The organism is Shewanella sp. 30m-14 (genome assembly GCF_052977125.1).
In genome coordinates this window covers 1-14,535 of record NZ_JBRILW010000040.1, presented here as the reverse complement: position 1 = coordinate 14,535, position 14,535 = coordinate 1, and the positions used below count along the sequence as shown (strand labels likewise).

Sequence of the window (14,535 nt, the reverse complement as noted above, 5' to 3'; positions counted from 1 at the left end):
CACCATAAAGTGTATGCGCCTAATTTTCACTCAGCATCTTTCTAGTTCTTACTGCTTGTCTCTTTGCTTAGACGTTATCGATATCCCCTATACGACCACTAACTGTTACAAATTTAACTATTTTTTCAGACAAGTCCGTTGCGAAAGTGTGGTATAAAAGTCGGCAAAAATACCAATAATAATAGGGATGGATATGAAAAGCGTCATTCGTCATGTCGGCTTTAGTGCACTTTCACTGGCAGTATTAGCAGGTTGTAGTGCAACCACGGTTTCTCCTGAGCAAGCTCAAGTCGCGGCTCAAAGTACAAGTCAAACAACTCAAGTTGCCTTATCGGCGCCTCCTCAAGTCGATCAGGCATTGACCTTAAACCAAATCATGGCTAATCCTGATTGGATGGGGCTATTTGCTAAAGGTGCTTATTGGAGTGATGACGGTCAGTCTATCTACTTTGCCAGACAAGCCCACGGCGCCCCGACTAAAACCTATTATCAGCAAGGCATCAATGGCACGGTGGCAAGCGAATTAGCGTTAAATCAGCTGCATGGCGCCGATCAACGCCGTGGCGTGCTCAATAATGACAAGACGCGTAAAGCCTATATCTACCAAGGCAACTTGTTCGTTAAAGATCTAAACAGCGGCAAGGTGGCTCAACTTACTCGTCAAAACACCGCTATTGATGGTGTGCGCTTTTTAAATAATGGCGATATTGCTTATTGGCAGGGTGATAACATTTTCAAAATTCACCAAAATTCAGGTTTGGTTGAAGAGATTGCCAATATCAAGATGGCGGTCGAACCTAAAGGCGTACAACAACCATCAAGCTATATTGCTAAGCAACAACACAGACTTATCCAGTATGTAGCGATGCAGCAAGATAACGCTACAGCGAAACAAGACTATAAGGCTGAGCTTGCTAAAGCCGATCCGACGATGTCGGCAAAGACTTGGTATTTAGGCGATAAAGAGGTCGTGACCAATTTAAGCCTGTCACCCGATGGACGCTATGTGATTGTTGCGCTAAAAGATAAAGATTATAGCTGGCGTGGTGAGCATGACATTATGCCCAATTACCTAGGTAAAGACGGTTATGTTGATGCAGTGCCTGCACGTGCGCGCGTTGCTGAAGATAACAATCCAGGTGAGCGACTAGTACTGTTAGATCTTGATACTCACGCTAAGAAAGACATAAGCATCGAAGGTCTAACAGGCTATGACGAGGATGTACTTGCTGCGGTAAAAGCTGAGAATGCTAAAGCCAAAGGTGAGAGCTACAAGAGTGAGAAATCACCACGTAACTTGCAACTGATGCAAGATTGGGGCTGGGCACAAAGCGCTATTCAGTGGTCTGAATCAGGCGGTAACGTGGCTGTGATGCTTGAAGCTGTCGACAATAAAGACCGCTGGATAGCAACAGTAAATCTAGATAAAGCTAGCTTAACGACCCAGCACCGCCTGCACGATGATGCCTGGGTTAACTACAATTTTAATCAGTATGGCTGGTTACCAAATAGCGATAACCTGTATTACCTATCCGAAGAGACTGGTTTTTCACATATTTACCTTAAGCAGCAAGGTAAAAAAGCCAAAGCATTAACTCAAGGTCAATTTGTTGTTAGTGATATCACCTTAGGCCCTAAAGCGCAGTTTATCTACTACAAGGCAAATAAGACCCATCCTGGTATCGATAACGTTTACCGTGTTGAAATAGCCACAGGTAAAGATGAGCAGTTAACCGAGTGGCAAGGCCAGCTTGATTACACTCTAAGCCCAGATGGCACTGCACTGCTACTAAACGCATCGACGCGTATTAAGCCTGCTGAGCTATTTGTGCAGCCTATTGGTGGCGAGCTTAAACAGTTAACCGATTACACCAGCGATGATTTTAAAAATTACGCATGGCAGGCGCCAGAAGTCGTTGCAGTGCCATCGACCCACGGTGCTGGTGATGTTTACGCGCGGGTTTACCTACCTCAGGGTTACAGTCAAGACAATGCAGACAAGTATCCTGCGGTGATCTTTAACCACGGTGCTGGTTACCTGCAAAATGCTCACTATGGTTTCTCTGGTTACTTTAGAGAGTTCATGTTCCATAACTTACTCGCTCAACAAGGCTACGTGGTGATGGACATGGATTACCGTGGTTCTAAAGGATATGGACGTGATTGGCGCACGGCGGTTTACCGTCAAATGGGCACGCCAGAAGTTGAAGATCTTAAAGATGGTGTTAACTGGATGGCGGCTAACGTCAATGTTGATGCGGGTAAGGTTGGCACTTATGGTGGTTCTTACGGTGGTTTCTTAACATTTATGGCGTTATTTAATGAGCCTGAGTTATTCCAAGCGGGAGCTGCTCTGCGCCCTGTGACCGACTGGGCACATTATAACGCGCCATACACATCAAACATTTTAAATACGCCAGATGTCGATCCTATCGCTTATGAGCGTAGCTCGCCAATTGAACATGCACAGGGATTACAAAAACCATTGCTTATTATGAGTGGCGTATTGGATGACAACGTGTTTTTTCAAGATAGCGTGCGTCTAGTGCAGCGTTTGATTGAGCTTGAAAAGCCGATGTTTGAAACGGCGATTTATCCGGTGGAGCCACATGGCTTCCGTCAGCCATCGAGTTGGTTGGATGAATACCGCCGTATCCACAAGCTATTTGAGCAAGAACTTAAAAAATAGCTTTGAATTTAGTGCTTAAGCTAAAGGCTCCCATAGGGAGCCTTTTTGCTTTGATTAATTCGTCCAGAAGGTGGGTTCTGTATTTTTTATCCGTCAGCTTTAGCAAAACTTATGTTTAATGGGTAGACTGGTAGCAATAGTTATAGGGAGCATGTTTATCAGTGGCAATTTCGGTCGCAGGTGGGGTTAAGCCTGCACAAATCATAGAGATAGAACATCGACTACTAAAGCAGTTGATCGTCGGTCGGGGTAAGTCTATTAGCATGGACGATGAGCCTAATGCCGATCTAGAAGATGATGCCAATAAACTAGAGATTGAACGTGAGGCCATCCGTGAAAGGTTAGCTAAGCAGAATCAAGCCAAGGCCATCTTTGAGGCTGTCTCTTCGCAATTGCTAAGCAGTGTGAATAACAGCATTGAGCATCAACTCTCGTCACCGGAGCAGGTACTTAAGCAGTCAAAGCTAGATGATAAACAGATCATCTTGCTAGAGTTGCTCTATTCAGATCAGGTTGACTTAGCGCGTATTCGACCATTGGTCACCGCTCTACCTTGGCTTGAGCGTGACTTAGTGAATATGGTTAACAGTTCCACCTTTAGGCACCGTAGGCCTAAGTCTTCTGATGTGCAGGTAACCGATGTTAAGTTGGTGCTTAACTATATTGGGATTGAAAACCTCCAGGCATTAGTACCTTATTTTTGCCTTAGAAATTTAATGCCTACAGGGCAACCGCAGATGCTGTGGTTGACTCGAAAATTTTGGCGTTACAGTATCGTAGCCGCTATTGCTGCCCAAGCTTTAGCTGCCATACACCAAAAAGCCCCAGCCTTTATTTATAGTTGTAGCTTAATGAGCCAACTGGGTGCCACTTGTGTGATTAATCAATGTGCAACGACATTTGATGACATGTGGGGGACGTGGCTTAGAGAGGCGAGCGCAAGCCGAGATAAAGAGCTCTATGATGCGGTGATGGCAACAGAGTTTCCTGCAAGTGATGTGTACCAGCAAGTCTTAAGTCATGGTCGGACGCTTAATTGGCAACTCCTTAGCTTACTTAAGTTTGATGAGAGCCGCTTGACCAAAACCTTTAAGTCGATCGATACAAGCCTTAAATACGCAGAACTTGATGAAGACTCGGCGTTAATAGAACGCGCTAATTGCTACGCCAAAGTCTATCTACTAAAAGAAGTAGACAATATTAGCGCTGCAGAATGCCGATTAATGTTTGATTATTACCAGCTCTCGCAGCAAGAACAGATCCGTTTGGACGCGCAAAACTTCCGTAAGCTTACCCTGTTTTAAGCTGGCCATTGTGCCATGCCTTAATTAAATCGAGTGAATAAACCTGTTTTGAGGTTCGCTTTCTATTCGCTTTTAGCCGAGTTAATAGATTAACCTTTCCACTTTGTGTAAAAAACTTGTTTGAAATCGATTATTGTTACAGCAGGTCTGGTTGAATTTTAAACTAAGTGGCAATGCTTGTTATTTAGCTTTTTGAGCCTTTTATGTGCACTTTATGCAATATTGAGCAGACGCAACATGACCCGGTTTGAGTCGCTATAAATGGTATACAATATTGGTTGACTTGTAAGGCCTGTAATTTATCGATTTAAACGGGTGTTTTATCAGTGGTTATCTATATAAACCTTAACTAATTAGAACTGAATGCGGCCATTAGTTATTCATTAACTGTGAATAACTAATGGAATTGGGTGCTAGATAACTTTTTTATGACTATTTATGCTTAAAGCCCCGCTATATCTGCTTTGTTAATTCTAAAACTCAAATCTTTATGCAGTGTTTACGCTCTTCCTCCTCTTGATGATTGTTAAAAACTGGTATTTTGATCACATTTTCGCTAATAATGTCCTTCTAGCTAAACAAACAATCGCCATGTCACCAACAAAAGATAAAGACATTGAGCGGAATACGACCAGCTAATAAGGTCGATAATGACAAAGGATGAGAAGGAATGAGCGTAACTATGAATCTTACACGTGCCCAATTTGATGAAGTTATGGTGCCTAACTATGCGCCTTCAGCGGTTATTCCAGTTCGTGGCGAAGGTAGCCGAGTTTGGGATCAAGAAGGTAAAGAGTACATCGACTTTGCTGGTGGTATTGCGGTTAACTGTTTAGGTCATTGTCATCCAGCTTTGGTTGGCGCGCTAAAGACTCAAAGCGAGAAGCTTTGGCATCTATCTAACGTAATGACTAACGAGCCTGCACTAGAGCTGGCGACTAAGCTAGTTGAAGCAACATTCGCCGATCGTGTTTATTTTGCTAACTCGGGCGCTGAAGCAAACGAAGCTGCACTTAAGCTCGTTCGTCGTTATGCAATGGATAAGTTTGGCGCTGAAAAAGACCAAATTATCGCATTTGATAAAGCCTTCCACGGTCGTACTTTCTTCACTGTGAGTGTTGGTGGTCAAGCGGCTTACTCGGACGGTTTTGGTCCTAAGCCACAGAGCATTACTCATGTACCATTTAATGATATTGAAGCATTAGAAGCGGTATTTTCAGATAAAACGTGTGCAGTAATGATGGAGCCATTGCAGGGTGAAGGCGGCATTATTGATGCTGATCCTGAATTTTTAAAAGCGGTTCGTGCACTTTGTGATAAGCATAATGCATTGTTAGTTTTTGACGAAGTTCAAACAGGTGTGGGTCGTCTAGGTGAGTTATATGCTTATATGCGTGGCGATGTAGTACCTGATGTGCTGACAACAGCAAAAGCGCTTGGTGGTGGTTTCCCAATTGCAGCCATGCTAACGACTAAAGAGATCGCTGATCACCTTAAGATTGGTACTCACGGTTCTACCTATGGCGGTAACCCGCTAGCTTGTGCAGTGGGCAATGCAGTGATGGATGTGGTTAATACTCCAGAAGTACTGAACGGCGTAAAACACCGTGAACAACTATTACGCGATGGCTTGAAGAAGATTAACGACAAGTACGATGTATTCTCTGAAATCCGTGGCCAAGGTCTATTGATTGGTGCGGTGGTTAACAATAAGTACCAAGGGCGCGCTAAAGAATTCTTAGTTGCCGCTATTAACGAAGGCGTTATGAGCCTAGTTGCTGGTGCAAATGTTGTTCGCTTTACGCCTTCTTTAGTGATCCCAGAAGCCGATATTGCGGAAGGTCTAGCGCGTTTTGAACGTGCTGTAGCTAAAGTTGTCGAAGCCTAAAAGGCATACGGAGTGTTATCAATGATAACGCTCCTTTTTTGTCTTTAGGATAACTTGAACGTTTCTTGAGCTGTGCTTGTCAAATATTGATAAGGCTGACAGATACGACAAGTGATAGCGAGGAGACTCCTAGATGCTAGTTATACGTCCAATCCGATCGACTGACTTTAAAGCGCTATATCAAATAGCTGAAGAGTCAGGGCATGGATTCACATCTCTACCGGTAAATGAAGCACTACTCCGCAGCAAAATTGCTCGAGTAGAAGAATCATTTACTAAGCAGATCGATAAACCTTTCGATGAAGGTTACTTGATGGTACTAGAAGATACCGAAACCGGTGAGGTTGTGGGTACTTGTGGTATTGAGGCTGCGGTAGGTATGGTCGATGCTTTTTACCATTATCGATTAGGGACAGAGGTTTACCACTCTGAGCAAATCGATGTACGTAATGAGGTCGAAACCTTAACCCTTTGCCACGATTACACTGGCGCAGCCGAGCTTTGTACACTTTTCCTACGTGGAAGCTACCGTAAAAATAATAACGGCCGCATGCTTTCAAGAAGTCGCTTTCTGTTTCTTGCTCAGCACGCTGAGCGCTTTGGTGAAACGGTTATTGCAGAGATGCGTGGTGAGAGTGACGAAGATGGTAACTCACCTTTTTATGGCTGGCTGCAAGAGCACTTCTTAGGGATCGATTTTGTGCAGGCCGACTATCTTTCAGGCTTAAGCCAAAAAGCATTTATGGCAGAAATGATGCCTAAGAATGCGGTTTACGTATGTTTATTGCCAAAAGAAGCGCAAAAGGTCATTGGTGAAGTTCATGCCAATACTCGTCCAGCACTTAACCTGCTGCAAGCGGAAGGTTTTAGGTGCCGTGGTTATGTTGATATTTTTGATGGTGGCCCGACAGTTGAATGCCATATAAATGATATTCGCTCGGTACGTGAAAGTCGTTTACTAACCATTACCATAGGTGACACGCCAGTCGGTGCTGCAAGCTATATCGTTTCAAATACCCAATTAGCCGATTATCGGGCTACAGCTGCTAATTTAGTTGTAGTCGAAGACAGCGATGACGTGATCTTAGATGCACAAACTGCAGCAGCCCTTATGGTTGCAGATGGTGAGCAGATCCGTGTATTGCCAATGTAGGAATAGAAAATGACACAATTTATTGAAGGTAAGTGGGTTGCAGGTTTAGGTCACGAAGTGACATCTATTAATCCTGCCAACCAAGAAGTAATTTGGAATAGTAAAACTGCCACACCAGAGCAGGTATCTCAAGCTGTTGATGCCGCACGTAACGTGCAATTTGACTGGTTTATGCTTGGCTTTGATGCACGCCTAGCCATTGTTGAAGCTTATCGCGATCAACTTGAAGCTCACAAAGCCGAAATGGCTGAAGTGATTGCACAAGAAACCGGTAAGCCACAGTGGGAAACTGCGACAGAAGCAGGCGCAATGATCGGCAAGATCGGCCTTTCTGTTGCTGCTTACCATAAGCGTACTGGTACATCTGAAAACGATACACCTGCAGGCCGTGCGGTATTACGCCATAAGCCACATGGTGTAGTTGCGGTATTTGGGCCCTATAACTTCCCTGGCCATCTACCAAATGGTCACATAGTACCTGCGCTGCTTGCGGGTAATACCGTGGTGTTTAAGCCATCAGAACTGACGCCAAAAGTCGCTGAGCTGATGCTTAAGCTATGGGAAAAAGCGGGTTTGCCAGCGGGTGTGATTAACCTCGTTCAAGGCGAAGTCGAAACCGGCAAGGCGCTCGCAGCTCATCCACAAATTGATGGTCTGTTCTTTACCGGTAGCTCGCGCACTGGCCATATCTTGCATCAGCAGTATGCTGGCGATCCTGGCAAGATCTTAGCACTAGAGATGGGCGGTAATAACCCGCTTATCATCAAAGATGTCGCCGACACTAAAGCCGCTGTTCACGACATCATTCAGTCTGCCTATATCTCAGCAGGCCAACGTTGTACCTGTGCGCGTCGTCTTTATGTTGAAAAAGGTGCGGCAGGTGACGAATTGCTTGAGCAACTTGTTGCGGCGATAAAGCAGATCAAAGTAGGACCATGGAACGCACAGCCACAGCCGTTCATGGGGTCGATGATTTCTGAGACTGCTGCAAAAGGCATGGTCAGCGCACAGCGTAACTTGATTAACTTAGGTGGTAACTCTCTGGTTGAGTTGACTCATATCGAATCGGGGACAGGCCTTGTTTCTCCTGGTTTGATTGATGTCACCGATGTGATTGAGCTGCCAGATGAAGAGTATTTTGGCCCACTATTGCAAGTCGTACGTTATAGCGATTTTGATGAAGCTATCAAGCTCGCTAACGCGACTCGCTATGGTCTTTCGGCTGGCATTTTAGCTGATAGCCGTGAAGATTATGACTACTTCCTTGCACGTATTCGTGCTGGTATTGTTAACTGGAATAAGCAGATCACCGGCGCTTCGGGCGCGGCACCATTTGGTGGTGTTGGTGCATCGGGTAACCACAGAGCGAGTGCGTTCTATGCCGCAGATTATTGTGCCTACCCAGTAGCGTCAGTTGAGGCCGATGCGGTCAGTCTGCCAGCAACATTGAGTCCAGGTTTGAGTCTTTAAACTCAAGTCGCAAATTCAAAGGGGAAGCGCTCGGGGCGCTTCCCCTTTGTTTATATCAGGCCTCTTGCTAAGAGAGTTGATATGACAAAACAGATATGACAACAAGTAAGCACCATCCCTAAAATGTGTACCGCCGCGTGATCTAAACCAACTAACTAAATAAACAGGTCAACACGCAGGCGTAAGGAGCTAATAATGCACACGAATGTAAACACACTATTTGAAGCGCTTTGGCAAGACTATATCGACATGACGCCCTCGGCAGCGAAAGTTCATCAGCTATTGTCTAAAGGCGGGGCGATAATTAACGATCATATTGCGCTGCGTACTTTTAATATTGCCAAGGTTAATCTTGAAGTATTGTCTGCACATTTCGAGTCTATCGGCTATGTAGCTTGTGGCGATTACAAATTTGAAGCCAAGAAGCTCAACGCTAAGCATTTTGAACATCCTGACAGTACACAGCCAAAAGTATTTATTTCTGAATTGTTAGTTGAAGAGTTTAGCGATGAACTGCAAGCGACGGTTAATGGCTTAATTGAGCAGATTGATAAGGATGCAACCACAGCCGACAACTTCTTGTACTCAGGCCGTCACTGGCAGCTTGATACTAAGACTTATGAAGCGCTATTAGCTGAGAGTGAATACGCTGCCTGGGTTGCTGCATTTGGTTATCGTGCTAACCATTTCACGGTATCGATTAATTATCTACCAGGCTATGAAACCATATTTGAAGTTAACGATGCTTTAAAAGCCGCAGGCTTTGTATTGAATGCATCGGGTGGTGAAGTAAAGGGCAGTCCAGAGGTATTACTGGAGCAGTCATCGACGATGGCAGATAGGATCCCTGTTAGCTTCTCTGACGCAGTGATTGACATTCCTAGCTGTTTTTATGAGTTTGCTTTACGTTATCCCAAAGCCGACGGGGAGCTTTACACAGGCTTTGTAGCAGCTTCTGCGGACAAGATTTTTGAAAGCACTAATGTTAATGGCTAGGCGTTAATCACTAGTTGTTAATGGCTAAGTGTTAGTTGCTAAGTGTAAAACCTAATGCAAATGGTTAGCTCAACGCGCCAGCCTAAATTAAGTCTTTAACATGCTGCATAAAAAACCGGACGCGAGTCCGGTTATTTTATGGTTTTAGTACCTTGAATTTTAATTAAGCTTTATACCAATCAGTATAGAAGTTGATCTACTCAGAACGTTTTTTGGCAAACTAATTCAAGGCGAATAACTGAAAGAATGGTTGCTCCCTTGTGAAGTTGTTCAACGTAGAAGTAGGCAGTCAAATTGGTATTAGAAGAGCAAGGTGACTTTCAGCCCGGATAAGCTTTTACTGTGTTCAAACTTGAGTTCAATCTTGTATTGCTCTGCGATATCTTTAACAATCGACAAGCCTAAGCCGTGGCCCATCGTTGCCTCATCGAGACGTTTGCCCCTGTGGGTCAGTTGCGCTAGCTCTTCTGTTTTCACCCCTGGCCCATCATCTTCAATCGTCAATTTAAGCTGCTGATCTTGATAGCTAATACAGACTCTGATCTCTGAACTTGCCCATTTATAAGCGTTGTCGAGTAGATTCCCTAATAGCTCCATACCGTCTTCACGGTGCATCGGCAATCGAGTAATGGCGCTAGGAATATCAAAGCGGCAGTGGATAGACTTAGTGCGGTGAACCTTATTAAGGGTTTGAGCCAAATCTTCAATATCTTTTGGTAGTTGCATCTGCGCCGCCGGAAGCATGTCGCCAGTGATCCGCGCCGCCGCAAGCTTACGCTCAATCATCTTATGGACTAAATCGAGCTGTTTTTGCATGGCTTCAGCCGCGTCAGGGTCTTTTAAATAAAGAGCCTCAACCTGTTGCTGCATAACCGCTAAGGGAGTTTTTAAACCGTGACTAAGATTACCCAAATTATTGCGGCTACGTTCGATCTGCTTACTAGAATAGGCAAGCAGCTCATTATAGTTTTTGGCTAACGGCTGCAGCTCAAGTGGAATAGAGTTGAGATCGAATGAGGAAATCTCGCCTTCGCGTAATTTGGCTAAGGTGTCTTTCATCTGATTTACGGGTTTGAATGACTGTCGTAGCACCAGGAAAATACCGGTGATCATTGCTAGCAACATGGCCAGGTTGACGATAAGTTTTGTGCCGTAGACTTCAGAAAAAATCTTGCGACCGATACTTAAGTCCTGAGCCACCGTAAGTGTGGCGCTAAGACCTGATGTATCAGATTTTAGACCGATAGAGAGTAGCTGGATATCGTGATTTTGCGGTCCTTTAGTCTGCCAGGCACGGGTTTCTCCTTTTTCAAGATCCACCACTTCGAGTCGCTGATCCCATAAAGAACGTGATCTCAGTTCTTGCTCTGGCAGATCCAGTTGATAGTAACGGCCGGAATAAACAGGGCGATAGAAGCTAGATAGCTGATTTTCGTCGATGCTAAATGAGCTATCTTCAAGGTGGGTAGCGAGTAAGACTTGCTGTAAGTCCTCTTGCAATCTGGCAATGATAGAGTCGTGAAAAGCTTGGCGCAGCATGGACTCGAAAAAGATAATGCCGACAACGGTAGATATCACCACTAAGCCTGTTAACCACAGACTTAGCTTAGTGCGAATTGAGATCATTGAACGAGGCCGTGAAATATATACCCTTGTCCGCGACGAGTCTCAATGGCTGTTTTGCCAAGCTTTTTACGTAGATGAGTGACGTATACTTCAACGACATTACTCTCTTTCTCATCATCAAACTGGTAAAGCTTGTCGGTAAGCTGGGCCTTTGATAACAGTTTTTTCGGCGACATTAGGAAGATTTTTAATAACCTAAATTCCATGGCTGTCAGCTCAAATGTTTGCTCGCCCACAGTCACAGACTGCTGGCCTTCATCGAGTGTCACACCTGCATAGGTTAACTGCTTATTTGGCGTATTGGCTTTGCCATGAGCACGTTGGATCAGTGCTTGAATACGTACTAGCAGCTCTTGAGTATGAAAGGGCTTGCCTAGGTAATCGTCGGCACCAGAATTAAAGCCCTCTACTTTCTCGTGCCACTGGCTGCGAGCCGTTAGCATGATGACTGGGGTATGAATTCCTTGCTCACGCCAGGTTTCTAGTAGCTCCAAGCCGTTGCCATCGGGTAACCCAATATCTAGGATGACACAGTCATAATTTGTTTCTTTGATGAGGTAATCAGCTTCACTGACCTTGTCTGTCGTATCTGTAACATAACCGGCTTGTTTAAGCTGCTTAACAAGCTCTTCGACTAATAAGGTATTGTCTTCAACAAGAAGTAATTTCATAGAGTGCTCTCAATGGTGCGATCTTAAGTGACAGGCGGTTTACAGAGTTAATTCATGTTAACTCAAAAAGTGTCACATCAGTGCAATTAGATTTGATTTTTACGCCATATTACAGCTTTTCAGCGCTACAACTGGCAGGTAGTCGTACCGGTTGAGCGAGTTGGCCGTTGCTGGCGTCTAAGAGTAACTCTACCAGCTGACCTTTTTCTGTGCGAATTTGGATCTCGTAACGCCAGTTGCCTAGATGTTGGTATAAATGAGCATCAATAAGCCTGCCATTACACATGGCTTGAATACTGGAGAGGGTGACATCAAGAGACAGGATTTGACCACTATTAACTAAAGCTTGCGCCTCATAGTGTTGAACTTCAATTTTTTGATTAGCGACCGCTATAGGTAGGTGTAGTATCGCAGCCAAAAGGCATAAATAAAATGCTAATTTCAAGCTGAACTCCTAATAAAAAAATGGCCTGAGATAATCTCAGGCCACTTTATAGAAGCTGTCTTAAACCGAGCTTAATACTGGCTTATCGTGTTCCGTAAACCACAATAGTTTTACCATGTGCTTGGATAAGGTTTTGTTCTTCAAGCATTTTTAAGATACGGCCTACAGTCTCACGAGAACAACCAACGATTTGGCCGATCTCTTGACGAGTGATCTTAATTTGCATGCCATCTGGATGCGTCATAGCATCTGGCTGCTTTGCAAGGTGAAGTAATGTCTGTGCAATTCTTCCAGCAACATCTAGGAAGGCTAGGTCGCCCACTTTTTGGCTGGTGCTATGCAGACGGTAAGCCATCTGAGATGAAAGCTTCATCAAGATTTCTGGGTTAACTTGGATTAACTGCTTGAACTTCTTATAAGAAATTTCTGCAATTTCACAAGCTTGCTTAGCACGAACCCATGCAGTACGTTCAGCTTGTTCTTCAAACAAACCTAACTCACCGATAAAGTCGCCCTGGTTAAGGTAAGAAAGAATCATCTCTTTACCTTCTTCATCTTTAATCAAGACGGCTACAGAGCCTTTTACGATGTAATAAAGCGTATCAGAATCTTCACCAGCGTGGATCAAAGTACTTTTGGCTGGATATTTATGAATGTGACAGTGTGATAAAAACCATTCCAAAGTCGGATCTGGTTTTGGCTTTCCAATCAGAGCCATGCCTATGTTCCTCGGCTGATTTACATTAAAAGTAAGAATATGCTAATTAAGCATCTTACGTCAATTAAGTGATTAAAACCTTGATAGATGTCTTACTTTAGTTCGACTCAATGTTAGGTGAATAACCATTTAGATATAGGGTATTTTGATACATTAGTGATATATGTCAACTGATACCGCCACTAAGCTTGATTGTAGCGTTAACAATTAGGCTTGCATCACATCTTGTTACAACTACCGCGACCAAGGCAGGCACGGGCTTTGCAGCTTGGTTTATTTATATGCAAAAACTTGAGCCTTATCAATAATAATGATTCTCATTAATGAGTGTGAGCTTTTTAGGCTCGACATTTGAGATTAATTCAGGCTAACTTGAGGGAAATTAGAATAAAACTACGAGTAGCTGTACCCAATATAACGTTACTTTGGTGAGTTGTAGGAGCCCTTCATGAATTATAGACCTTGGATTTTAAATACAGTAGTGGTCTTTTGTTTAGCGTTAAGCAATGGGGCGAGTGCGTTTTCTATTGTGCAACCTAAAGGTTCAGAAGAGGCCAGTCGTTTAGCACATATTCAATTAAAGGCGACCCAAGGCGACGCTGATGCCCAGTATTTGCTTGGGCTTATGTATCTATCTGGGCGCTATGTCGCAGCAGATCAAGCCTTAGGTATAAAGTGGGTCACAGACGCGGCGACATTAGGTCATGTAAAAGCGCAGCAGACCATGGCTGATTTGGCATTTGAAGGTAGCTTAATTAAGCGAGACTTATCGACTGCAGAGCAGTGGTATAGCGAGTTAAGCAAAAAAGGTAATAAGTGGGCTAACTTCAGACTTGGTTTTATTTATGCCGCGGGCGGTCAAGGGGTTGAGCGTAATTGTGGTAAAGCAGTAGAGCAGTTCAATGCCGTGGGCGATATGGCATCTCTTGGTAATGTCGCTTGGATTTTAGCAACCTGTCCAGAGTCGCAATACCGTAATGGTGATAAAGCGCTGGAGCTGTCGCTAGCGTTACTTGAGTCAAATGAGCAAGATCCAACCAACTTGGATAATCTTGCTGCGGCCTATGCTGAGATAGGTGATTTTGATGCTGCTATTTCTACTCAACAAAAAGCCATTAAAGCGCTAGATTTAAGTTCTGATCAAAGTAAAACCGCTGAATTTAAGCAGCGTTTAAAAATTTATCAAAACTATGAACCTTATCGTGAGGTGTTGCCGTTAATAGGTAATTAGCTATTACTGACTAGCAGTTGATAGCACTTATGAAATAAAAGCTCCTGAATAGGGGCTTTTTTTGTACCCGAACAATACCAAGAATAGCAGAGTAGGCATGAATCAGGAATTGTGTTTTGTATGTTTTTATTGAAAGAAAAGGGCAGTTAGCAATCCCGAGGAAGTAAACAGATCAAGCATGGATATGGAGTTTACTTTGGTTGTTTTGTTGAAAGCGGTAAAAATATATTTTTTGGAAGATAGAGTTAGGAAAGGGCAGTTGGTAAGCCCGAGGAAATAAACAGATCAAGCATGGATGTGGAATTTACTTTTTTGAAGATAGGGTAGTAAGGGCAGTTAGCAAT

The 14,535-nt window shown here is 43.9% G+C and carries 11 protein-coding genes; 7 read left to right on the top strand and 4 right to left on the bottom strand.

Annotated elements, in window-relative coordinates; all coding sequences use genetic code 11:
* The first annotated feature begins 193 nt into the window (after positions 1 to 193).
* From ACVBIU_RS19820 to ACVBIU_RS19795, 6 genes are all read left to right on the top strand, one after another.
* The gene (locus tag ACVBIU_RS19820; protein WP_447164592.1) at positions 194 to 2,689 is read left to right on the top strand and encodes a prolyl oligopeptidase family serine peptidase; all 2,496 of its coding nucleotides are present in this window, start codon (positions 194 to 196) and stop codon (positions 2,687 to 2,689) included.
* 161 nt (positions 2,690 to 2,850) lie between these two features.
* Positions 2,851 to 3,993 carry an HDOD domain-containing protein gene (locus tag ACVBIU_RS19815; protein WP_447164591.1) on the top strand — a complete coding sequence of 381 codons (1,143 nt, stop codon included), beginning with the start codon at positions 2,851 to 2,853 and terminating at the stop codon, positions 3,991 to 3,993.
* A gap of 670 nt (positions 3,994 to 4,663) precedes the next feature.
* Positions 4,664 to 5,881, top strand: coding sequence for an aspartate aminotransferase family protein (locus ACVBIU_RS19810; protein ID WP_447162420.1), 1,218 nt, complete (start codon positions 4,664 to 4,666; stop codon positions 5,879 to 5,881).
* Between the two features lie 133 nt (positions 5,882 to 6,014).
* The gene (gene astA, locus ACVBIU_RS19805; RefSeq protein WP_447164590.1) at positions 6,015 to 7,034 is read left to right on the top strand and encodes an arginine N-succinyltransferase; all 1,020 of its coding nucleotides are present in this window, start codon (positions 6,015 to 6,017) and stop codon (positions 7,032 to 7,034) included.
* Between the two features lie 9 nt (positions 7,035 to 7,043).
* Positions 7,044 to 8,504, top strand: a complete 1,461-nt coding sequence (gene astD / locus ACVBIU_RS19800) for a succinylglutamate-semialdehyde dehydrogenase (RefSeq protein ID WP_447162418.1) — start codon at positions 7,044 to 7,046, stop codon at positions 8,502 to 8,504.
* A 195-nt stretch (positions 8,505 to 8,699) separates the two neighbouring features.
* Positions 8,700 to 9,500 (top strand): 2-oxoadipate dioxygenase/decarboxylase family protein, encoded by an 801-nt coding sequence (locus ACVBIU_RS19795; RefSeq protein ID WP_447162417.1) that lies wholly within the window; start codon positions 8,700 to 8,702, stop codon positions 9,498 to 9,500.
* 300 nt (positions 9,501 to 9,800) lie between these two features.
* On the opposite strand, the gene ACVBIU_RS19790 is transcribed toward ACVBIU_RS19795, so the two are convergent.
* The 4 genes from ACVBIU_RS19790 to crp form a co-directional block, all read right to left on the bottom strand.
* Complete coding sequence (locus ACVBIU_RS19790; protein ID WP_447162416.1) at positions 9,801 to 11,126, bottom strand: ATP-binding protein; 1,326 nt, start codon at positions 11,124 to 11,126, stop codon at positions 9,801 to 9,803.
* The gene (locus ACVBIU_RS19785) at positions 11,123 to 11,797 is read right to left on the bottom strand and encodes a response regulator transcription factor (protein ID WP_447162415.1); all 675 of its coding nucleotides are present in this window, start codon (positions 11,795 to 11,797) and stop codon (positions 11,123 to 11,125) included. The genes ACVBIU_RS19790 and ACVBIU_RS19785 overlap by 4 nt, the downstream gene beginning before the upstream one ends.
* 109 nt (positions 11,798 to 11,906) lie before the next feature.
* Positions 11,907 to 12,242 (bottom strand): PepSY domain-containing protein, encoded by a 336-nt coding sequence (locus ACVBIU_RS19780; protein WP_447162414.1) that lies wholly within the window; start codon positions 12,240 to 12,242, stop codon positions 11,907 to 11,909.
* A gap of 82 nt (positions 12,243 to 12,324) precedes the next feature.
* Positions 12,325 to 12,960 (bottom strand): cAMP-activated global transcriptional regulator CRP, encoded by a 636-nt coding sequence (gene crp / locus ACVBIU_RS19775; protein WP_012156707.1) that lies wholly within the window; start codon positions 12,958 to 12,960, stop codon positions 12,325 to 12,327.
* 448 nt (positions 12,961 to 13,408) lie between these two features.
* Here crp and ACVBIU_RS19770 point away from each other — a divergent pair, with 448 nt between their 5' ends.
* The gene (locus tag ACVBIU_RS19770; RefSeq protein ID WP_447162413.1) at positions 13,409 to 14,191 is read left to right on the top strand and encodes a tetratricopeptide repeat protein; all 783 of its coding nucleotides are present in this window, start codon (positions 13,409 to 13,411) and stop codon (positions 14,189 to 14,191) included.
* Positions 14,192 to 14,535: the final 344 nt, after the last annotated feature.

Excerpts from the sequence above, each read along its gene's own strand:
- astD (WP_447162418.1), top strand. The coding sequence starts at position 7,044 with ATGACACAATTTATTGAAGGTAAGTGGGTTGCAGGTTTAGGTCACGAA.
- crp (WP_012156707.1), bottom strand. The coding sequence starts at position 12,960 with ATGGCTCTGATTGGAAAGCCAAAACCAGATCCGACTTTGGAATGGTTT.
- ACVBIU_RS19820 (WP_447164592.1), top strand. The coding sequence starts at position 194 with ATGAAAAGCGTCATTCGTCATGTCGGCTTTAGTGCACTTTCACTGGCA.
- ACVBIU_RS19810 (WP_447162420.1), top strand. The coding sequence starts at position 4,664 with ATGAGCGTAACTATGAATCTTACACGTGCCCAATTTGATGAAGTTATG.
- astA (WP_447164590.1), top strand. The coding sequence starts at position 6,015 with ATGCTAGTTATACGTCCAATCCGATCGACTGACTTTAAAGCGCTATAT.
- ACVBIU_RS19770 (WP_447162413.1), top strand. The coding sequence starts at position 13,409 with ATGAATTATAGACCTTGGATTTTAAATACAGTAGTGGTCTTTTGTTTA.
- ACVBIU_RS19790 (WP_447162416.1), bottom strand. The coding sequence starts at position 11,126 with ATGATCTCAATTCGCACTAAGCTAAGTCTGTGGTTAACAGGCTTAGTG.
- ACVBIU_RS19785 (WP_447162415.1), bottom strand. The coding sequence starts at position 11,797 with ATGAAATTACTTCTTGTTGAAGACAATACCTTATTAGTCGAAGAGCTT.
- ACVBIU_RS19795 (WP_447162417.1), top strand. The coding sequence starts at position 8,700 with ATGCACACGAATGTAAACACACTATTTGAAGCGCTTTGGCAAGACTAT.